Source organism: Bacillus sp. Cr_A10 (genome assembly GCF_029222665.1).
GTDB lineage: Bacteria > Bacillota > Bacilli > Bacillales_A > Planococcaceae > Psychrobacillus.
Genome location: NZ_JARHXR010000007.1, coordinates 1 through 21,071 on the forward strand (window position 1 = coordinate 1; position 21,071 = coordinate 21,071).

Annotated in this window: 20 protein-coding genes; 6 read left to right on the top strand and 14 right to left on the bottom strand. The window is 36.4% G+C overall.

Features of this window, described 5'->3' with window-relative positions:
• Positions 1 to 755 precede the first annotated feature (755 nt).
• The 5 genes from ctaF to cyoE all read right to left on the bottom strand — a co-directional run bounded on the left by ctaF (position 756) and on the right by cyoE (position 5,720).
• Positions 756 to 1,088, bottom strand: a complete 333-nt coding sequence (gene ctaF / locus P2Q73_RS04155) for a cytochrome c oxidase subunit IVB (RefSeq protein ID WP_056827416.1) — start codon at positions 1,086 to 1,088, stop codon at positions 756 to 758.
• Position 1,089: 1 nt separating this feature from the next.
• Entirely contained in the window at positions 1,090 to 1,716 is a 627-nt protein-coding gene (locus P2Q73_RS04160; RefSeq protein ID WP_053590130.1) for a cytochrome (ubi)quinol oxidase subunit III, read from the bottom strand.
• Between the two features lie 2 nt (positions 1,717 to 1,718).
• Positions 1,719 to 3,581, bottom strand: a complete 1,863-nt coding sequence (locus tag P2Q73_RS04165; protein WP_056827418.1) for a cytochrome c oxidase subunit I — start codon at positions 3,579 to 3,581, stop codon at positions 1,719 to 1,721.
• Between the two features lie 32 nt (positions 3,582 to 3,613).
• On the bottom strand, positions 3,614 to 4,696 hold the full coding sequence (gene coxB / locus P2Q73_RS04170) for a cytochrome c oxidase subunit II (RefSeq protein ID WP_056827420.1): 1,083 nt from the start codon (positions 4,694 to 4,696) through the stop codon (positions 3,614 to 3,616).
• A gap of 100 nt (positions 4,697 to 4,796) precedes the next feature.
• Positions 4,797 to 5,720 carry a heme o synthase gene (gene cyoE / locus P2Q73_RS04175; protein WP_053590133.1) on the bottom strand — a complete coding sequence of 308 codons (924 nt, stop codon included), beginning with the start codon at positions 5,718 to 5,720 and terminating at the stop codon, positions 4,797 to 4,799.
• 331 nt (positions 5,721 to 6,051) lie between these two features.
• Between cyoE and P2Q73_RS04180 the strand changes: the two genes are divergently transcribed.
• A complete protein-coding gene (locus P2Q73_RS04180) occupies positions 6,052 to 6,957 on the top strand; it encodes a COX15/CtaA family protein (protein ID WP_481747138.1) in 906 nt (301 codons plus the stop codon).
• Between the two features lie 737 nt (positions 6,958 to 7,694).
• Here the strand turns inward: P2Q73_RS04180 and pyc are convergent.
• The 3 genes from pyc to P2Q73_RS04195 all read right to left on the bottom strand — a co-directional run bounded on the left by pyc (position 7,695) and on the right by P2Q73_RS04195 (position 12,704).
• Positions 7,695 to 11,138, bottom strand: coding sequence for a pyruvate carboxylase (pyc, locus tag P2Q73_RS04185; protein WP_275784270.1), 3,444 nt, complete (start codon positions 11,136 to 11,138; stop codon positions 7,695 to 7,697).
• Positions 11,139 to 11,154: 16 nt separating this feature from the next.
• On the bottom strand, positions 11,155 to 12,321 hold the full coding sequence (locus P2Q73_RS04190) for an FtsW/RodA/SpoVE family cell cycle protein (RefSeq protein WP_053590136.1): 1,167 nt from the start codon (positions 12,319 to 12,321) through the stop codon (positions 11,155 to 11,157).
• 101 nt (positions 12,322 to 12,422) lie between these two features.
• Positions 12,423 to 12,704 carry an Fpa/YlaN family protein gene (locus P2Q73_RS04195; RefSeq protein ID WP_053590137.1) on the bottom strand — a complete coding sequence of 94 codons (282 nt, stop codon included), beginning with the start codon at positions 12,702 to 12,704 and terminating at the stop codon, positions 12,423 to 12,425.
• Positions 12,705 to 12,882: 178 nt separating this feature from the next.
• Here P2Q73_RS04195 and P2Q73_RS04200 point away from each other — a divergent pair, with 178 nt between their 5' ends.
• On the top strand, positions 12,883 to 13,380 hold the full coding sequence (locus P2Q73_RS04200; protein WP_053590138.1) for a hypothetical protein: 498 nt from the start codon (positions 12,883 to 12,885) through the stop codon (positions 13,378 to 13,380).
• Positions 13,381 to 13,391: 11 nt separating this feature from the next.
• A complete protein-coding gene (locus P2Q73_RS04205; RefSeq protein ID WP_053590139.1) occupies positions 13,392 to 13,595 on the top strand; it encodes a YlaI family protein in 204 nt (67 codons plus the stop codon).
• Positions 13,596 to 13,620: 25 nt separating this feature from the next.
• Here the strand turns inward: P2Q73_RS04205 and P2Q73_RS04210 are convergent, their stop codons facing one another.
• A complete protein-coding gene (locus P2Q73_RS04210) occupies positions 13,621 to 13,947 on the bottom strand; it encodes a YlaH-like family protein (protein WP_231687550.1) in 327 nt (108 codons plus the stop codon).
• A 21-nt stretch (positions 13,948 to 13,968) separates the two neighbouring features.
• The gene (gene typA / locus P2Q73_RS04215) at positions 13,969 to 15,816 is read right to left on the bottom strand and encodes a translational GTPase TypA (protein WP_053590140.1); all 1,848 of its coding nucleotides are present in this window, start codon (positions 15,814 to 15,816) and stop codon (positions 13,969 to 13,971) included.
• A 106-nt stretch (positions 15,817 to 15,922) separates the two neighbouring features.
• Between typA and P2Q73_RS04220 the strand changes: the two genes are divergently transcribed.
• Positions 15,923 to 16,108, top strand: coding sequence for a YlaF family protein (locus P2Q73_RS04220; RefSeq protein ID WP_056827425.1), 186 nt, complete (start codon positions 15,923 to 15,925; stop codon positions 16,106 to 16,108).
• Between the two features lie 35 nt (positions 16,109 to 16,143).
• On the opposite strand, the gene P2Q73_RS04225 is transcribed toward P2Q73_RS04220, so the two are convergent.
• On the bottom strand, positions 16,144 to 16,935 hold the full coding sequence (locus P2Q73_RS04225; RefSeq protein WP_275784285.1) for an inositol monophosphatase family protein: 792 nt from the start codon (positions 16,933 to 16,935) through the stop codon (positions 16,144 to 16,146).
• 103 nt (positions 16,936 to 17,038) lie between these two features.
• Positions 17,039 to 17,236, bottom strand: coding sequence for a hypothetical protein (locus P2Q73_RS04230; RefSeq protein ID WP_053590142.1), 198 nt, complete (start codon positions 17,234 to 17,236; stop codon positions 17,039 to 17,041).
• Positions 17,237 to 17,394: 158 nt separating this feature from the next.
• Between P2Q73_RS04230 and P2Q73_RS04235 the strand changes: the two genes are divergently transcribed.
• A complete protein-coding gene (locus P2Q73_RS04235) occupies positions 17,395 to 18,042 on the top strand; it encodes a YktB family protein (RefSeq protein ID WP_056827427.1) in 648 nt (215 codons plus the stop codon).
• 80 nt (positions 18,043 to 18,122) lie between these two features.
• Here P2Q73_RS04235 and P2Q73_RS04240 read toward each other — a convergent pair whose 3' ends face one another.
• Both P2Q73_RS04240 and P2Q73_RS04245 read right to left on the bottom strand, forming a co-directional pair.
• On the bottom strand, positions 18,123 to 18,392 hold the full coding sequence (locus P2Q73_RS04240) for a UPF0223 family protein (RefSeq protein ID WP_053590144.1): 270 nt from the start codon (positions 18,390 to 18,392) through the stop codon (positions 18,123 to 18,125).
• Between the two features lie 12 nt (positions 18,393 to 18,404).
• On the bottom strand, positions 18,405 to 19,364 hold the full coding sequence (locus P2Q73_RS04245; protein WP_275784292.1) for an NAD(P)H-dependent flavin oxidoreductase: 960 nt from the start codon (positions 19,362 to 19,364) through the stop codon (positions 18,405 to 18,407).
• Positions 19,365 to 19,566: 202 nt separating this feature from the next.
• Here P2Q73_RS04245 and P2Q73_RS04250 point away from each other — a divergent pair, with 202 nt between their 5' ends.
• Positions 19,567 to 21,036 carry an aminotransferase class I/II-fold pyridoxal phosphate-dependent enzyme gene (locus P2Q73_RS04250; RefSeq protein ID WP_056827430.1) on the top strand — a complete coding sequence of 490 codons (1,470 nt, stop codon included), beginning with the start codon at positions 19,567 to 19,569 and terminating at the stop codon, positions 21,034 to 21,036.
• Positions 21,037 to 21,071 lie beyond the last annotated feature (35 nt).

The window sequence follows — 21,071 nt, forward strand, 5'->3', positions numbered from 1 at the left end:
AGCTCGTCTCAAAAAACAATGCTCCTGCGCAAAGCTCGTCGTAAAAAACAATGCTCCTGCGCAAAGCTCGTCGCAAAAAAACAATGCTCCTGCGCAAGCTCGTCGCAAAAATTAATTTCACTACGCTCAGTCCAGGGTCTTCACCTCATGCACCTGCCGCTTCGCTTTCGGTGCAGAAAACATTTGCTATTCCGGCTGGAGTCGCCGCCTTCACTACAATTAACTCTTATCCGCTTTACAATTAGGAAATCATTATGAAATTAATAGTGGAAGTTTTTATCACTTACATTCTTTCAATTAATATTTATAAAAAATCGTTGAAAAAGGCGACACTCCTGCGGAAATAGTGTTAGCCGAAGACCCCGCAGTTGAGGGGAACGCAATCTAAGTTCACCGCATCCTGGTCCTGCGCAAAGCTCGTCGCAAAATAACTTTTGCGGCAACGATTGCATGACCAACATCGTGTTGGCTTAGGAGGCTAAGGCAACGCCCGCGGAAAGGGAACCATTTCAACGATTTTCTTATTTATTGGACGATATTATGTAGTAAATTCAAATTCTATAGATTTTTTCAGTGCCCTCGCTACGCTCCTACTGGGTCCTGTCTTTCTCGTTTTTCGGCAGGAATCGAGCAGAGGGTTCTCCAAACTAATCCATATTTTTTTTTAACGTGTTTGCCCGAATGGTTCTGCGCTCGCTTTCTAAAAGTGATTATAAAAAAACGAGACTAAGCATAAACTTAGTCTCGTTTTAATATTACCACCAAATAATCGTTAAGAATGTAAGGAGCATTGTAAAGCCAATAGTGGCTGCTGTATATAAGAAGAACGTTGTAACAGCATGACCCTTTTCACTCATATGCATGAAATAATAAAGTTGCAATACTACTTGAATTGCAGCCAACAATAAAATTATTGGAACAATATAGTATTTTGAAAAACCTGCAGCAACTGAAGTAAATGAAACAAGTGTCAAGAAAATCATTATTGCAAATGTTGTTACTTGAGCACGCATATCTTCTCTTCTCTTGCGGCGAGTATATTCATACTCTGTTTGTGATTTCACATATACGTGAGCGTCGTTTGACATATTAACCAACAACTCCCATCAAGTATACTACTGTAAAGATGAATACCCACACAACATCGATGAAGTGCCAGTATAAAGAAGCAGTATAGTATTTTGGTGCATTATACAAGCTAAAACCACGTTTAGCATTACGGATAATCAATAAGATAATCCAGCCTAAACCGATTACAACGTGAAGACCATGCGTTCCTACCAATGTAAAGAACGCTGATGAAAACGCACTTTGTCCATAAGTAAATCCGATGTGTACATAATGATAAAACTCATAAATCTCTAATGCTAAGAATCCGAAACCAAGTAATACAGTAATCGCTAACCAAGTTTGCATTCCTCTAAAATTATGGTTCTTCATGTGGTACATTGCGTACACACTTGTTAGAGAAGATGTAAGAAGTAACATCGTCATAACAAAGGCAAGTGGTAATTCATATAAAGATTGAGTTGAAAACTCCATACCACTTGGCCCTTTGTTTTTAAGAGCCAAATAAGTAGCAAACAAACTAGCGAATAGTACAGTTTCTCCACCTAGAAACAGCCAGAAACCTACGAATTTGTTTTTACCTTCTAAGGTTACTTGCTCTGGATGATCTGGCCAAGATTGTGGGGTGTACTTCGTATTAAAGTCCATTATTAATTACCCCCTTTTTCATTCATTAAATCTTCTTTGTGAATATGGAAACCATGGTCATCTTTTAATGAACGTACTGCCATTGAAAGTAATGTAATTGCTAATCCAAGAACGATAACTGGAACTGCCCATGATTTTTCACCATTGTAAAGAGCACCGAATGCTGCTACGAATAATCCAAGTGACATTACAAAAGGAATAAATGAGTTATTTGGCATATGAATATCAGATAGTGGCTCTGCATATGTCATACCTTCTTTATTACCCTCTTGTTTTTCAATCCAGAAAGTATCAAGTCCACGAACAAGTGGAGTTTGTTTAAAGTTATAAAAAGGAACTGGTTGTGGAATAGCCCATTCTAATGTACGGCCATCTTCCCAAGGATCTCTTCCAACAGGAACATTCTTAACAACTGTAATGATAATATTGATTACTAAAATGATTACACCAATTGCCATGAAAATCGCACCGATTGAACTGATTAGGTTGAATAGATCCCAACCTTGATTTGCTCCATAAGTGAAAACACGACGTGGCATACCCATTAGACCTAAGAAATGTTGAATAAAGAAAGTAAGATGGAAACCGATAAAGAAGAACCAGAATGTCCATACACCAAGTTTTTCACTTAACATTTGGTTAAACATTAAAGGCCAATATAAGTGCAATGCTGCTAAGATTGCCAGTACTACCCCACCAACGATTACATAGTGGAAATGGGCAACGATAAAGTATGAATCGTGTAACTGATAGTCAAGAGGTGCTGCAGCTTGCATAACACCAGTAACCCCACCTGCTACGAATGAAGGAATGAATCCTAATGCATAAAGCATTGGAGTAGTTACTTTAATACTACCTCCCCAGATCGTAAGAAGCCAGTTAAAGATTTTCATACCTGTTGGCACAGCAATAGCCATTGTAGCAACAGCAAAAATCGCATTAGCTGTTGGTCCTAATCCAACTGTAAACATATGGTGAGCCCAAACCATGAATCCTAAGAATCCAATTAATACTGTAGCAAATACCATGGATGAGTAACCAAATAAACGTTTACGTGAGAATATTGCAAAGATTTCTGAGAAAATACCGAATGCAGGCAATATTAAGATATATACTTCAGGATGCCCAAATATCCAGAATAAATGCTCCCAAATAATTGTATTACCACCCATTGTATGGTCAAAGAAGTTTGCTCCAAACATACGGTCAAAGATTAAGAAAAATAATCCAATTGTTAAAGGTGGGAAAGCGAATAATATTAACGCACTTGCAACAAATGTAGTCCAAGTCATTAATGGCATACGCATGTATGTCATACCAGGAGCTCTCATATTAATAATTGTTACAAGAAAGTTAATACCGGCTATATATGTACCGGCACCGGATATTTGAAGTCCTAGTGCATAAAAGTCAATCCCATGACCTTCGGATGCTAGCGATAGAGATGCATAAGAAGTCCATCCAGCATCAGGTGCTCCACCCATAAACCAAGATAGGTTAAGGAAGATACCACCAAAAAGGAATAACCAAAAACCAAGTGCATTTAAGAATGGGAATGCAACGTCACGTGCACCAATTTGTAAAGGCACAACAGCATTCATATATCCAAATAATATTGGCATGGCTGCTAGAAAGATCATTGTTGTACCATGCATTGTAATAATTTCGTTAAATAAACCAGCACTTACAAAATCATTGTCCGGTTTTGCCAATTGTATACGAATAAGCATTGCCTCGATACCACCGATTACAAAAAACAATCCGCCGGCAGCGAGGTAAAGGACAGCGATTTTTTTATGGTCAACCGTTGTTAAATAGTCCCATAAAGTTGCGCCAAAGCCTTTTTTCTTAGCGATTGAACTCACAACTTTAACCTCCTTTATTTTTATCTATTGATTTACTTTTCAATAGATAATCCCATTAAATATTCCGCAAGAGCATCTAATTGCTCTTCACTAAATTTGTTGCCATTGTTGATTGCTTCAGGCTGTGGCATTAGGTTGCCTGGTTTGTGACTTTGTGGATCATTGATCCAAGCTTTTAAGTTTTCTTCGTTATGCTCCATGAATCCTGCAACACGGTTACGGTCTCCAAATGCAGCTAAGTTAGGACCTACTCCACCACCAGTACCTGCAGCAGAAGTTGCATGACAAGCGATACAACTTGTGTTAAAGATTTCTTCACCAGATTTAGCAAGTTCGCCTTCAGCAGTAGGTTCTGTTGTTTTAGCAGACTCTACCCATGCGTTAAAATCTTCTCTTTCCATAGTTTTAACTTTGAAATCCATCAAAGCATGTGAAGGACCACAAAGTTCAGCACATTTACCATAGAAAACGCCTTGTTCTAATCCAGCAGAAGCTTCATCAAATTCTAAATAGAATTGGTTTACATTTTCCACGTTTGTATCCATTTTACCACCAGCTGATGGAATCCAGAATGAGTGCTTAACATCTGCAGCTTTTAAATTAAAGTACACTTTTTCATCAGTAGGAACTACTAATTCCTGAGAAGTAACTACACCTAAATCTGGGTATTCAAACTCCCACCAGTATAATTTTGCTGTAACATTTACAGTAACTGCTGTTTTGTTACCTTCCTCATCTACTTTTTCCATTCCTGCGACATCCGCATGCTTATAAGTTAAATAAACAGTTGGAACAGCAAGTACTAATAATAGAAGAATAGGAATAACTGTCCAAATAATTTCTAGAGTATGACTTCCTTCCACTTGCTTTGGAATGACGTTTTCTCCTACTTTTTTACGACGGAATTTCACTAGTGCAAGAACATAAATAATTACTACTACTATAATAACTAAAGCCATAATAGCAGATGACAGTAATAGTAAGTTAAATTGATCCCTTCCGACTTGTCCTGCAGGTGTAAGCGTAGATAGATATTCTTCGCCACAACCCGATAGAAAAATCGTAAGAGCTGCTAACAGTGAAAAAAGTCGCCATTTTTTAAGCCCTTTCATCATAGCTAAATCAAACCCCTCTTTCATAGTTGTATTCATGTGCAGTTGGACTGTGGTTCTGTTCTATATGAATTCTTATTGATTAAAGAAAGAATTCCAGTAGTTAAATAAAGATAGAGAAGATTATCATTGATACGAACAGGATGGTCATATAGTTTAATGAATAAACAAACATACGAGTAGCCCATTTCAAATCGTCTTCAGCTCGGAAACCTTTAATAGCAAGTATGAGCCAACCTATATTAAGAGCTGTAGCTAATACGATGAAGAATGTTCCAAGTTCCATTAGCAAAAATGGTAATGGGAATAAGAATATTACCCATAAAAGCATAGAACGCTTCGTACGTTCAAATCCTTTTACAACTGGAAGCATTGGAATATTAGCTGCTCTGTATTCCTCTGTTCGTTTCATAGCTAGTGCATAAAAGTGCGGTGGTTGCCACACGAACATTATTAAGAACAGAGCTAGAGCTCCAAGGCTTAAACCAGGTTCTACTGCTCCCCATCCAATTAAAGGTGGAATTGCACCAGAAATACTGCCGACTACTGTGTTACTCACATGTTTTCTTTTTGACCACATGGAATAAAGAACTACATAACTAATGATACCAGCAAGTCCCCAAACTCCCGCAGAAGTTGAAGCCATAAATAACAAAATTTCACCTACAACTAACAAAGTAAGAGAAGTTATCAGCACGGCCGTAGGATTAAACCTTCCAGTAACAGTTGGTCTTGCTCTTTTACTCTTCATAATAGGATCTATATCACGATCAATATAGTTATTCATCGCACCTGATCCAGCGATAATTAAAGCCGCCCCAAATAGTGTGTAGAACAACAAATCTAATTCATGAAGAAAATTTCGGTTAGTAAATTGAAAAGCTAACCAAATACCAGTAAACGTCGTTATTAGATTTGAATTTACAATCCCAATCTTAATAAGTGCAAGAAAGTCTTTAATGAATGACGCTGTTTCTGGATTTTTGTCAGTCTCGGTATTCGCGGTAATTGATTGACTATTCGACATGCTGCCCCCTCCTTTCAAAGTTGTAAGCATATTCCGCTATCTTTTACTATATCGAAAATCATCTCTAATTTCTATAGCGAAATATGTTTTTCGACTTATAAGTATTAAAAGATTCTCCTAAACAATACAACAATATTAATAGTAAATCATTTCTTTTTATTATTTGTGAAGGTTAAGGCACGAATTTATGAACAATTTGTGAAATGGCATTATCATACCCTATTCATTAAATGATAAACATTGTATTTTCTTCTATGTTTCGATATTATCAAAAGGCAGATACCGTCTTTTTAAGACGATCAAGATACATAAAGTAGGTGGCATATTGCACATTCACAAAAGTTTAAAATGGTTGGCTGTGGCCTCTACAGTTGGTATGCTTCTCATTCTATTAGGTGGAGCTCTTGTAACCAAAACCGACAGTGGAATGGGTTGCGGTAGACATTGGCCAGGCTGTAATGGACAACTAATACCTGATGAAATAACGACAGAAGTACTTATTGAATTTTCACACAGACTTGTTACAGGTGCTGTTGGAATACTTATTGTAGCTTTGGCAGTTTGGGCATGGCGTGCATTGGGAAATGTTCGCGAAACAAAGTTTTTATCATTTATGGCAATTTTCTTTTTGGTTCTACAAGCTTTAATTGGAGCAGCACAAGTTAAGTGGGGTCAAGGCGATTTCATTCTAGCACTACATTTTGGAATATCACTCATTTCTTTTGCAGCAGTCTTATTATTGACCTTACTGGTCTTTGAAGTTGATAGAAAATTTGACACAGATAAAATTAGAATTGGTAAAACTTTAAAGTTTCATACAATCGGAGTCACATTATATTCATATATAGTAGTTTATACTGGTGCATTAGTAAGGCACACAGAGGCAAGTTTGGTTTGTAAAGATTGGCCTTTATGTAGAAATGACGAGTTTACACTACCTACCAATTTATATGAGTGGGTTCAGATGGGGCATCGTGCTGCAGCTGGCTTGATAATCATATGGATATTGATTATTGCTATTCATGTAATTAAGAACTATAAAGATCAACGTGCTCTTTATTGGGGCTGGATTATTGCATTAATTCTTGTTCTGTTACAAGGTTCTACTGGTATGCTAGTAGTATTAACTAAACTTAATCTTTATATCGCATTATTGCATTCTTTATTTGTTTCATTACTTTTCGGATTGCTCTGCTATATGATTTTACTTTTATCTAGAAGTCGGATGAAAAAATAATAAGCCGATTCACCTTTGTCCTTATTTGATCATTAACTGTTCGCTAGTGACAATTAAAGATACTAAACCAATTCCTATGAGCGTGGAGAGAAGAGACGTTGTCCTTCTCTCCACGCTTTTTTGGTATATCTCGTTAAGATTAGCTACTAGTCTAAACTTTAATATAATTGATATTTCCTAATAGAGATTAAGAGTTGGAAACGTATGTGCACTTGCCGCACGCTACGTCTAAGCCTCCGTTGAATGAATCGCTCATCTGTCGCTATCACAACCTTTCCGGGAAATCATTTTTCGCCTCTTGCGATGAGTAACGCGCACATCTTGGATGCATCAGTTTAAATTGAAACAATCCATTAAAAAGATAAGCCTACTCAGGATTATTGATTAACAACCATATAACAGAATCTACTTTATTATTAGAGAAGATACTGGTATTCGCGCATTGCCAGCCATATGAAACAGAGAAATACGCTAGTGCATACAGCGGCACTTGCGGACGTGCGGCCAGCGCGAATGCCAATAAAGAGTAGATTCCCCTTTCACCTAAGCCCAATGATTCCGCTCCATAGAAATTAGAAATTCGTATATGCGCTTGCCGCACGCTACCCAGTATGAATCTCTCCTTTGTCGCTCTCACATCCTTCGCGCTCTTGCGACGTCTAAGTCGTTTATGCTGGAAATAGTTTTACTCACATCAAAAAGACTGTTTGACAATTTATATCAAACAGTCTTTATAATTATTCTTTTTCTATTTCAATTAATAAATCACCAGTGGAAATAGCTTCTCCTGCGACTACATGAATCTCTTTAATTACTCCGTTGAAAGGTGCTTGAACTGTTGTTTCCATCTTCATTGCTTCCGTAATAAGTAAGTGTTGCCCTCTTTTCACTTTACTTCCAATCGAAACAGCTACTTTTAGTACAGTACCTGGCATAGTTGCACCTATATGTTGCTCATTAGTTACATCTACTTTCGGTCGAGACAAATGACTAACTTCGATTGTCAGATCTTGAATGGAAACTTCACGTGGCTGACCATTCAATTCAAAGTAGATAATTCTGTTGCCATCGTGAGTTGGCTCACTAATAGAAACCAATTTAATCATTAAAGTCTTTCCTACTTCAATCTCTACTTCGATTTCTTCTCCAAGCTTCATGCCATATAAGAAAGTGGGTGTATCTAGTACTGAAACATCTCCGAAGTTCTTTTCTGTAGTAGCATATTTATCGAATACTTTAGGATAAAGCGTATATGCTAAAATTTCTTGACTCGTTACAGGGCGTCCTAGTTTATTGAATAATTCTTCTCTCACTGCTTTAAAATCAATAGGCTCCAGTAATTCTCCAGGTCTTACTGTAATTGCCTGACGATCCTTTAATATTACTTCTTGCAGTTCTTTTGGGAACCCACCGTACGGCTGACCAATATACCCTTCAAAAAACTCGATAACAGAGTCAGGGAAATCAATCGTTTTTCCTCGTGTTATCACTGAAATTTCATCCAGATTATTTTGTACCATGAACAGCGCCATATCCCCAACAATTTTAGATGAAGGCGTAACTTTTACCACGTCTCCAAAGAGTAAGTTAACTCGAGAATACATCTCTTTTACTTCTTCCCAGCGTTCGCCTAGTCCTACACCCTTTGCTTGTTGTTGAAGATTACTATATTGTCCTCCTGGCATTTCATGTACATAAATCTCTGTATGCGGACTCATCATTCCACTTTCAAAATCTTGATAGTATTTACGTACATCTTCCCAATAATAGGATAACTTTTCAAAAGCATTTATATCACCGATAACTTCTCTGTTGCTCCCTTTTAACGCATAACTCAATGTACTTGCGCTCGGTTGAGATGTCAAACCAGCCATCGCACCTAAAGCCGTATCTACAATATCTACTCCAGCTTCTATAGCTTTTGCATACATATAAATTCCGTTTCCACTTGTATCATGTGTATGCAGATGAATTGGTAGATCCACTGTGCTTTTAAGTTCACTAATCAATCTAAAAGCCGCTTCTGGCTTTAATAGACCCGCCATGTCCTTAATCGCCAAAATATGCGCTCCTGCGGCTTCTAACTCTTTTGCCATATTTTTATAGTACTGCACCGTATATTTGGCACGTGAGTCATCTAAAATGTCTCCTGTGTAGCATATAGCCGCCTCAGCTATCTTTCCAGATTGTCGAGTAGCATCTATTGCAACTTCCATCCCTTTGATCCAGTTCAGGCTATCAAAAATTCGGAATACATCTATACCTGCTTCTGCCGACTCTTGAATAAACTCTCGAATGACATTATCCGGATAGTTTTTATATCCAACAGCATTTGCCCCTCGGAATAACATTTGAAAAAGAACATTTGGAATCATTTGTCGCATTTTTAGTAAACGATCCCATGGATTCTCTTTTAAGAAACGGTAGGCAACGTCAAACGTAGCTCCTCCCCACATTTCAAAAGAAAACAAGTCATGCATCCCATGGGCTGATTCTGTTGCTATTTCAAACATATCGTACGATCGAACACGCGTCGCGAGAAGTGACTGATGGGCATCCCTAAAAGTTGTGTCTGTTAGTAATACACCTTTTTGTTCCTTCACCCAGTTGACTACCCCTTCTGGGCCATGTTGCTCTAAAATTTGTTTTGTTCCAATTGTAGGTATTGTTGTTAAGTCAACTTTTGGTTTTCTTGCATTACTAAAAATAGGTTTAGATTTTTTCTTCTCCACACCAGGAAAACCATTAACAGAAACATTACCAATATAATTTAATAGCTTTGTTCCACGGTCTTTCCTATTAGGGAATAAAAATAGTTCAGGAGTTGAATCAATAAAACTTGTATTAAATTTTCCTGAAAGGAAGCTTGGATGCTTTACAACATTTTCTAAAAAAGGAATATTAGTTTTTATCCCTCTTATTCTGAATTCCTGCAAATTTCTGTCCATTTTAGCTGCAGCTTCTTTAAATGTCATGCCCCAAGTCGAAACCTTCACTAACAATGAATCATAATAAGGAGTGATAACAGCTCCTTGAAACCCGTTTCCAGCATCTAAGCGTACACCAAAACCACCACCTGACCGATAAACCATAAGCTTTCCTGTATCAGGCATAAAATTATTCAATGGGTCTTCTGTTGTTACACGTGACTGAATCGCAAAACCAAAGAGTGGAATATTATCCTGACTCGGAATTCCCATTTCTTCACTGTTTAAAGCTAAACCATCAGCGATTTTGATTTGTGCATGTACAATATCAACACCAGTAATCATTTCTGTTATCGTATGTTCTACTTGTATACGAGGATTTACTTCAATAAAATAAAAATCATTTTCCGTTACTAAAAATTCAACTGTTCCTGCATTTATGTAAGATACATTTTTCATCAACTGAACTGCAGCTTGGCAAATGCTATCTCGTAATTCGGAACTCAAAGAATTAGAAGGAGCAATCTCTACCACCTTTTGATGTCTTCTTTGAATCGAACAGTCCCGTTCATACAAATGGATGAGATTACCTTGATTATCTCCAAGAATTTGGACTTCTATATGTTTTGGCTGATCAATGAATTTTTCTACGTACACTTCATCTGATCCAAATGCCGCCTTTGCTTCTGATTTTGCACGTTCATATGCACTATCCAATTCCTCTTCTGTTTGAACGACACGCATTCCACGTCCTCCGCCACCAAGAGAAGCTTTAATCATTAGCGGATAGCCATGTGCTTTACCAAACGCACGAACATCTTCCAAATTTTCTACTGGACCATCGCTTCCTGGAATAACAGGTATACCAGCCTTCACAGCCTGATCACGTGCTTTAACTTTGTCTCCAAACATATCGAGATGCTCTGATGTAGGTCCAATAAAGATGATGCCTTCTTCCTCACAACGTCTTGCAAAGTCAACATTCTCTGAAAGAAAACCATATCCTGGATGAATAGCATCAGCATTACTTTTTTTCGCTATTCGGATAATATCTTCTATATCCAAGTAAGCGTCAATTGGTTTTTTTCCATCTCCAACCAAGTAAGATTCATCTGATTTAAATCGATGAAAAGAGCCAATATCTTCTCTTGAATAAATAGCTACTGTACGTAGATTTAACTCTGTACAAGCCCGGAAAATTCGAATCGCTATTTCCCCTCTGTTAGCGACTACTATTTTATTGATTTTTTTCATCCCTACACCCCTTATCTTATCCTTTGGTTTTCTCATACTTTACAAACATTGAGACATTCATCAGTATCCCCATTGCTGCGGATAACAATATAATGGAGGTCCCCCCGTAACTGATAAACGGTAAAGGCACTCCGGTAAGTGGGATTATTCCCAGCATGCCACCTAAGTTAACAAATGTTTGAAATCCTATAATACTACCAATTCCAGCAGCTATCATACGAGCCTGAGGATCTTTTGTAGTGATGGCAATCATTATTGCCTTAAATACAAGAAAAAACAGTCCTAATAAAACGATTAATACCCCTATAATCCCAAGTTCCTCGGCAATAATTGCCATTATAAAATCCGTATGTGGTTCCGGAAGATATCCAAATTTCTGATTCGAGTTCCCCAACCCTAAACCTTTTAAACCACCAGAACCTATCGCAATATAACCATTTACAATCTGATAGCCATAGCCTTGTTCATAATCAAAAGGATTAAAGAAAGCTTCTAGTCTGCCTCTTCTATGTGGAGTCAATAAAGTATCCTTCATCAAGTAAATCGCAACGAGACCTAATGTAATTACCATACCAATTAATCCAATAATTTTGGAAAATGACTTAAATTTTATTCCACTAGCAGCAATTACAGAAATTGCAACAAAGCTAATTATCATTGTATTTCCTACATCTGTTTCCATCATAATTGACACAAATACAAAAAATAACACGATGAGAGGCGGCCCAACAGATTCGTTTAGTTTATCTAATGTTCCATTTTCATATTTCTTCGTAAATATCCCTGCAAAATATAAAACTATTACAATTTTCGCAACTTCTGATGGTTGAATATTACCAAAACCTAAGTGAATCCAACTCTGTGAACCACTTTCCCCACCCGAACCAATAAAATGCACTAAAAATAAAAGCGTAAACATCACGAGTAGCATTAACTGCATTACAACTTTATTTTTATAATGTTTATACGGAAAAAAAGCAGTCAGGAAGAAAACTGGAATACAAAGTAATAAGTTTAGCTTTTGCTTGTTAAAAAAATAGTCGGGTTCCCAACCATAATTAAGAACCGACCAACCAAAACTAGCACTATATATCATTACTAAACCAAATAGGCAAAGTAACAAATAAACAAAGAATAACGGATAATCAAAGTTTTTTACATAACGTTTAATATACGGAATCATTTTAAAACCTCTATTTCATAATTTAAAACTATTATTTTAATATAACAAATAAATATTTCTAGAAAAAAAACTCAAACAGTATTTTTGTTTGAGTTTTATAATTATTTTTCTGTATGGATCTCATGTAAAATTGATAACTCTTTTTCAAGTGAAGCTATAATTTCTTTTCCTTCACTTTTCTCTAAAAGCCCTAGCTTTACCGCAAAGTCAATTTCACGTGACAAACCAAACATTTGAGTGTCCAGAACCTCTTCATAGAGAGGGCATTGAGGCATCGTTAAGTTATCCATCTGCACTTTTATAAGTTGTGCAATCTTTTCCGCATCTTTTTTCAAAAGCTCTAATGCTTTATCTTGATACGAAATTTGTATATTAGTATCCATGAGGACGCCCCCATTATTATAATTTCTAATTGTTTTACCTCCCTAAAGTGTATCTTTTGCGTAAGAAAAATGCAAGTGTTCTCTCATCTTACATTTTGATATAATTAATTATTCTTTGAGACTTTTCGATTTAAAGGTATACTTATATAGATTAGATAGTCTAGAGGAGGCAATTGTTTTGGAACAAATTATTCCTATTAAGGGTGCAGTAAAATTTAATATTACTTTAGATCCTACCGTATGGATTTTTGATGATCGTAGAATCGATTTGGATGATTTCTTTTCTGGTAAGTACGAATATAAAGATGAGTTAGAGGAGTATACAAAAGTTACTTCTGCTCATTGGTCTCGAGAAATCATTGAAGGCTCAACTAACCCACCGACATTAAAAACTGAAAAAAAATACGAGCGCACAAAAGTATTAACAAGTACTTTTGGTATTGACCTAAAGCAATTCATTTTAAATGCTGAGCCTTTAAATGATGCTACTACACTTGTTGTGGAAACTACTGATAGTGAACATACATTTTCTTTAAAAGAACTAGACTCCCTCTTATTGAAGTTTAGCCATAAAGGAAAGCCACTACGAGAAGATGGTCCTGTTCACATACTAAAAAAAGATGGATCCAATATCAATAACCCCATCAATAATATTACAGCATTTCGTATAGAATAGGAGGTAGCTTTATGAAGGTACAATGTGCCATTTGCGACCGAATTGACGAGCTTCCAAATGACTTGCCATTAGCGAAGAAATTAAGAAATCGACCTATTCACACTTATATGTGTCCAACCTGCCATGACAGAATAGAAGAAAAAACACTTGACCGATTAGCGACCGGCAAATTTATTTTTTACAAAACTTCAAAGCTTATTGAAAATGAATTTTAACTAGAAAAGAAAAAGCTCGACTACACTAAGTAGTCGAGCTTTTTCTTTTCTCAAGTCGTAAGCGAATTTTATAAATAATGAGGATTAATGCTGCAACAATTAGCCCTTCTACAACAGGAAGGAAAAAAGCTAAAAATGTTAGCATCAAACATCCGATAAATAAAAACGCATAAATGACTATATTTTGACCAATACGTAATTTTTTTGCAAATCCTAGCTTATAAACAAGGACGGATAGCAAGAAAATCACTAAAAATAATACATAACCCGCTATATCGTAGGATGGCATTGCCTCGTAAATATATCTTGCAATACTAGACATTCTACCAAATACGAATTGCTTTTCCTCCAAGGTTTTTCACCCTTTCAGTTCCTATTCCAGTTCTGCATTTTTCTTTTTCTTTGCGACACGTTCGCGTTCATTTTTATCTAAAATTTGTTTACGTAAACGAATTGATTGAGGAGTAATTTCTAGATACTCATCTTCGCCTAAATATTCTATCGCTTCTTCAAGAGTTAAAATACGAGGTTTTTTAATCACGTTTGTTTGATCTTTGTTAGCTGAACGAATATTCGTTTTTTGTTTCATTTTTGTAATATTAACAGTGATATCAGCATCACGAGTATTCTCTCCGACAACCATACCTTCGTAAATTTCAGTACCTGGTTCCACGAATAATGTACCACGATCTTCTATTTGCATCATTCCATAAGTTGATGCTTTACCAGTTTCCATTGAAACAAGTACTCCTTGGTGACGTCCACCAACACGTCCTGAAACTACTGGTTGATAACTATCAAAAGTGTGGTTAATGATACCAAATCCTTTAGTCAGAGACATAAATTCAGTAGTATACCCGATTAATCCACGAGCAGGAACCATGAAGATCAAACGAACTTGACCATTACCATTGTTGACCATGTCAATCATTTCACCTTTACGAGTACCCATAGATTCGATAATTGAACCTACACTATCTTCTGGCACATCAATTTGAACACGCTCAACAGGTTCGCATTTTACACCATCAATTTCTCTAATAATTACTTTCGGTTTGGAAACTTGTAATTCATATCCTTCACGACGCATATTTTCGATTAAAATCGATAAGTGAAGCTCACCACGACCAGAAACTGTCCAAGCATCAGGAGAGTCTGTATCTTCAACTCGTAATGATACATCTGTTTGTAATTGAGCACGTAAACGTTCTTCTATTTTACGTGAAGTAACCCATTTACCTTCACGACCAGCGAATGGTGAGTTATTTACTAAGAATGTCATTTGTAGAGTTGGTTCATCGATACGTAATGGTGTTAAAGCTTCAGGATGGTCTGTAGGACAAACTGTCTCACCTACATTAATTTCTTCCATACCAGATACCGCAATTAAATCTCCTGCTTTAGCTGACTGGATTTCTTCACGCTTTAATCCAAAGAAACCGAAAATTTTTGTTACACGGTAATTTTTCACCGAGCCATCTAGTTTCATAAGAGAAATTTGTTGCCCTACTTCAATTGTTCCGCGGAATACACGACCAATACCAATACGTCCTACATAATCATTATAGTCAAGTAAAGCTACTTGGAATTGTAGTGGTTCGTCTGAGTTATCAATCGGTGCTGGAATTGCTTCGACAATCATGTCGAATAGACATTTCATGTTTTCTTCTTGGTTAGCAGGGTCTGGATCTAATGAAGCAGTACCGTTTACACCAGAAGCATATACAACTGGGAATTCTAATTGATCTTCATCTGCACCTAATTCTATTAATAGTTCTAAAACTTCATCTACTACTTCTAGTGGACGAGCAGAATCTTTATCTACTTTGTTAACTACAACGATTGGTGTTAATTTTTGTTCTAATGCTTTTTTCAATACGAAACGCGTTTGAGGCATACACCCCTCATATGCATCGACAACTAGTAAAACGCCGTCTACCATTTTTAAGATACGTTCTACCTCACCGCCGAAATCAGCATGTCCAGGTGTATCCAGGATATTGATGCGAGAACCATTATAATCTACTGCTGTATTTTTAGCTAAAATCGTAATACCGCGTTCACGCTCAATATCATTCGAGTCCATTGCACGTTCTTCAACGTGTTCATTTGAACGAAATGTACCAGATTGTTTTAATAATTGATCGACTAGTGTCGTTTTTCCATGGTCAACGTGTGCTATAATTGCAATGTTTCGTAAATCTTGACGAATTTTTGTCATATTTCCACTCCATATTCTTTTTTTCGCGTCCATAACTGTGTTATTATAGCACAAGTGAAACTAAAGTAATAATATTTTTTATCATTATTTTTTGGAGGTAATCATTTTGGGCAACATTAAATGGATTTTTGTTCTATTTTCTCTTGGTGCAATATTATCTATGGCTTTTGTTGGAATTGCGATTGCACTTAGAAGTATCCCATTAGTAATACTAGGACTTGTCTTACTTTGCGTGGTTATGGGATATGGTTTTAAAACAAAGAAAAAAATGAGAGATCAAGGTCTACTATAATAAATCGTCGACAAGAGTTTTCTTGCCGACGATTTTTATTTTAATTTTATATAATTTGTTACTAATTCCTTATGAAGACCCGGCTTTGCAATTAAAAAAGTATTTTGTGTCAATAAATTTATTGGTTTATCTGCCAAATCCGTAACAATCGCCCCCACCTCTTTTGCAACGACCATTCCACCTGCTATATCCCATGGTGATAGCCGCATCGACATATAGGCATCCAGTTTTCCAGTTACAATATAGGCTATTTCCAATGCAGCTGACCCGTAAGATCTAGTTCCACGTACTGTTTGTAAAAGCTTAATCATCCCATCATGTTCAATGTATTTATTTGGTACTACCCAACTGGCATTAATTCCAATAATGGATTGTTCAATCCTTGCTTTCTCTACGTTTGGTATTCGTAAATCATTATAATATGCTCCTTCACCAAGCGATGCAGATATTAAATCATCTTCCATCACATTATAAATATAGCCAAGTAGCCCTACTCCATCCTTATAAATACCTAGTGAAATAGCAAAGTTCTTTTTTTGATGAATAAAATTCATTGTTCCATCTATTGGATCCAACATCCAGACATACCCATTTAAATCTTGAATATCGTCACCAAATCCTTCTTCTCCAAAGATTCGATGTTCAGGAAAATCCTTTTTTATATGGCTTATAAAAAATTGTTCCGTTTCTTTATCAATATTTGTAACCAAATCGTTTGCTTCGGATTTTGTTTCAATAATAAGCTCAGTAGTAAAAGATGCTTGTATTCTACCCGCAGCTTCTTTAATGAGCGACTTAGCATATTTATCTAACTTATGTATATCCACTGCTCCCACCCTTTCTTCCCATCTACTATTCAGTATAAAGAAAAAAACACCGGCTGTCTTTTAAATAGCAGGTGTTTTTTATCTGGTATCCGAAATTATATCATCAGTTGAGCGCATTAAGTTCTCCTAACTGTTGATGTATTTCTTTAAGTCTTTCCTTTGACTTATTAATGTCATCTTCACTCTCATCTGTCATGGCATCAAAAAGAGTCGCCAATTCATAATCCAATTCCAATTTCAAAGTTTGAATTTTTTCTTTTTCCAAGTCATTTTTACGAATAATGTGAACAACCTGTCTCATAACTAACACCCCTTCTCTTTTGAGTTGTTTCGTAATATTCGGAACTTTTTTAATAATTTATGCTGACTATAAATTATTGGCAACTTTAAAATCCTACTTACAAGATTTTTACCCATATTTGCTATAAAATAAACATAGGAATTGAAAGGAGTTATAAAATGAGCAATCAATTTTGGGAAAGTAAAGATTTTAATGTATTTCAAATAGATGGGTTAGAAAATAGAATGGAAGCACTCATCTCAAATATAAGACCAAAGTTTGAATTATTAGGTGAACGTTATAGCCTCTATTTTTCTGGTGTTCTTGGTGATGAATATTTTGCCCATGTTGCAAAACATGCAAGGCGTTCCGTCAATCCTCCAAAGGACAGTTGGGTAGCATTTTCTCCTTATAAACGAGGATATAAAGCTTTACCTCATTTTCAAATAGGACTTTGGGGAAGCCATTTATTTATTATTGTGGCTGTTATTTATGAAGCCCCAGATAAAGTTGCTATTGCTGAACGCTTATTAAAGAAAAAAGCGTTGTTCAATAAACTTCCTAAGGATTTTATTGTATCGGGAGATCATATGAAGCAGGATGCTATACCTTTAAAGGAAGCCAAGAAAACGGAACTTGAGCAATTATTGACTCGCCTTCGTGATGTAAAAAAAGGAGAGTTTCTAGTGGGTAGACATATCCCTAGGGAAGAAGCAGTTAAACTAACGGAAGAAGAATTTTTGCGAATAGTGGAAGATACTTTTGAGCAGCTTTTACCTATTTATAAAACAATGACAAATATGAAAGTAGCACGCGCTACTAAATAATTTGATAATTAGCCCCTTTTTTAAAGGGGCTTGTTTATTTTTAACTGGATGGAAAACATTTTACATAAAGTCTGTTTACATTAACCTTTTATAATGGTGCTATCATCTTTTTCTTTCATTTGTTTTATGATGGGATAACTTGCATATCCACTTTCTTTTTCAAAATCACGAAAATACGTTTTTTCTTCTGCAATAGAAGGGACTATTTCTTTAAAACGACGATACTTTTTCAATAATTCCTCTCGTTTTATACCCTTTTCATAAGCTTTTTCAATTGCCTCGAAAAACTGAACGACATCAACTATTTCTTCTGTCGACCAGTCAATGGAGAATGGATATGTATATTCCATTTCCTCAACCTCCTATAATGACCATTTTTTCCTTATTTCTGTAGCATCTGAAACCATTTGTTGAAATAATTCTTGTACAGAAGGGATGTTATTTATCAATCCGACCCCTTGACCAGCCCATCCAAATCCTTTTTCAGCGTTACCTTCATAAATGAATTGTTTGTTTGCCTCACCACTAATATAGTCCTTTAAAGCATCATATGTCGGATTTTCCTTTTCAATACTCAGAATCGTTTGGGTCCAACTACCTTTAAGCGCTCTAGCTGGAGCTCCGATCGACCTTTTAATAACTACTGTGTCTGTTTCTCCACTTTCTAATATGGCATTTTTATATACAGGAGATGCATGTACACACTCCTTAGTAGCGATGAAACGAGTACCCATTTCGATTCCCTCAGCCCCTAATGCATGTGCTGCCATCCAACCTCGTCCGTCTGCTATTCCACCAGATGCTATTACCGGAATCGATACTGCGTCTACAACCTGTGGGATTAGTACCATAGAACCTATATCATCTCTTCCAAGGTGCCCCCCACCTTCTTGTCCGACTACCATTACTGCATCAGCACCAAGCTGCTCCGCTTTTTGTGCTTGTCTTTTTGCCGCTACCAATACTAATTTTTTAATGGACGTTTTTTCCAAAGCCTCTAATATTGGAGCAGGATTTCCACCAGTCATTGAAATAACAGGAACGTTTTCATCAATTGCCACTTGCAGCATATGTTCATAAGGTCGTCCTGTTTGTCCAATAGCAAAATTTACTCCAAATGGTTTATCTGTTAACTCTCTTACTTTTTTAATTTCCTCTCTTAATTCTTCTGGTGTTTTTAAGCTCATTGCCGTCACTTGACCGAGTCCACCTGCATTTGATACTGCCGCACATAAGTCCGAATATGCCAAGTAGGCAAGTCCACCTTGAATAATTGGATATTCTATCCCTAGTAGATCTGTTACATTTGTTTGAAAATTCATCCTATTCCCTCCCTTGATTTTAAGTGTAAAATAATTAATCACTTGAATCAATTCACAAATATTTTTATAGTAATAGAATTAACGAAGTGCTATAATTCATTTGTTTTAAAAAAAGTGTTTGAAGTTGTTGTATTATGTCAAAATTTGTAGTAATTAATGTCATTAAACTAGACAAAAAATAATATTAGAGGTGGTATGAGCGTTGTCACAATTAGAAACTCCTTTGTTCGATGCATTATTGAAGCATCGTAACCGTCATCCTATCCAGTTTCATATTCCTGGGCATAAAAAAGGGAAAGGGATGGATCCTGCATTTCGAGAGTTTGTTGGAGATAATGTACTTTCCATAGATTTAATCAATATTGCTCCTTTAGATGACTTACACTCTCCTAAAGGTGCTATAAAAAAAGCACAACATTTGGCTGCTGAAGCCTTCGGAGCAGATCATACATTTTTCTCTGTCCAAGGTACGAGTGGTGCCATTATGACGATGATTCTTACTATTTGTGGTCCTGGAGATAAATTACTAGTCCCACGAAATGTTCATAAATCTATTATGTCAGCAATCGTTTTTGCAGGAGCAATACCTATTTTTATCCATCCAGAAGTTGATAAAGTGTTAGGAATTTCTCATGGGATATCTGCTGAATCTGTTGAAAAAGCGCTACAAGAACACCCGGATGCAAAAGGTTTACTTGTTATTAATCCAACTTATTTCGGATTTGCGGCTGACTTAAAAAAAATTGTAGACATCTCACATAAACATGGGATTCCTGTAGTTGTAGATGAGGCACATGGTGTCCATATTCATTTCCATCCTTCCTTACCAATTTCAGCTATGCAAGCAGGAGCAGATATGGCAGCTACATCTGTACACAAATTGGGCGGTTCGATGACACAAAGCTCTGTGTTAAACGTAAGAGAAGGTTTAGTTTCAGCAAAACGAGTACAATCCATTATTTCAATGCTTACGACAACTTCGACTTCCTATCCACTTCTAGCGTCATTAGACACTGCTAGACGCCAATTAGCGATTCATGGGGAGGATTTAATAGGAGAGGTCATAAGGCTTGCTAAAGATACACGTAAGCGTATTAATGTAATACCACATTTGCATTGTGCAGGAGAAGAAATTTTACAAACTTCCGCTACCTTTGATATGGATCCAACAAAATTATTAATAAGTGTAAAAAACTTGGGTATAACTGGTTATGCTGCAGAATCTTGGTTAAGAGAAAATGCAAATATAGAAGTTGAACTTTCCGATTTATATAATATTCTATGCTTATTTACTATTGGAGATACGAAGAAAGAAGCAAACATCTTAGTCAATGCACTCACTAGAATGGTAGCGGCATTTGAATCTGAAGCTGTTATTGTGGAGCCATCGGTTTCTTTACCAGATATACCAGGTTTAGCGATGTCCCCACGCGATGCTTTTTATGCGAAAACGGAATCCATTCCTTTAGTTAAAGCAAGTGGGCGTATTTCTGCAGAGTTCGTAATGGTTTATCCACCTGGAATTCCTATTTTTATTCCCGGGGAAATAATTACGCAAGGGAATATCGATTATATTCAAATGAACATAGAAGCAGGGCTACCTGTACAAGGCCCCGAAGATGATACGTTAGAGATGATTCATGTGATTAGAGAACAACAAGCAATAAAATAAACACAAAAAAAACAGTCTTGCCTGAGCAATAAGAT

Bases quoted from the DNA above. Each gene is read 5' to 3' on its own strand.
- P2Q73_RS04235 (WP_056827427.1), top strand. From the start codon at position 17,395: ATGAGCAATCAATTTTGGGAAAGTAAAGATTTTAATGTATTTCAAATA.
- P2Q73_RS04160 (WP_053590130.1), bottom strand. From the start codon at position 1,716: ATGGACTTTAATACGAAGTACACCCCACAATCTTGGCCAGATCATCCA.
- P2Q73_RS04205 (WP_053590139.1), top strand. From the start codon at position 13,392: ATGAAGGTACAATGTGCCATTTGCGACCGAATTGACGAGCTTCCAAAT.
- ctaF (WP_056827416.1), bottom strand. From the start codon at position 1,088: ATGTCAAACGACGCTCACGTATATGTGAAATCACAAACAGAGTATGAA.
- cyoE (WP_053590133.1), bottom strand. From the start codon at position 5,720: ATGTCGAATAGTCAATCAATTACCGCGAATACCGAGACTGACAAAAAT.
- P2Q73_RS04195 (WP_053590137.1), bottom strand. From the start codon at position 12,704: ATGGATACTAATATACAAATTTCGTATCAAGATAAAGCATTAGAGCTT.
- P2Q73_RS04240 (WP_053590144.1), bottom strand. From the start codon at position 18,392: ATGGAATATACATATCCATTCTCCATTGACTGGTCGACAGAAGAAATA.
- P2Q73_RS04230 (WP_053590142.1), bottom strand. From the start codon at position 17,236: ATGAGACAGGTTGTTCACATTATTCGTAAAAATGACTTGGAAAAAGAA.
- typA (WP_053590140.1), bottom strand. From the start codon at position 15,816: ATGACAAAAATTCGTCAAGATTTACGAAACATTGCAATTATAGCACAC.
- P2Q73_RS04190 (WP_053590136.1), bottom strand. From the start codon at position 12,321: ATGATTCCGTATATTAAACGTTATGTAAAAAACTTTGATTATCCGTTA.
- coxB (WP_056827420.1), bottom strand. From the start codon at position 4,696: ATGATGAAAGGGCTTAAAAAATGGCGACTTTTTTCACTGTTAGCAGCT.
- pyc (WP_275784270.1), bottom strand. From the start codon at position 11,138: ATGAAAAAAATCAATAAAATAGTAGTCGCTAACAGAGGGGAAATAGCG.
- P2Q73_RS04245 (WP_275784292.1), bottom strand. From the start codon at position 19,364: ATGAATTTTCAAACAAATGTAACAGATCTACTAGGGATAGAATATCCA.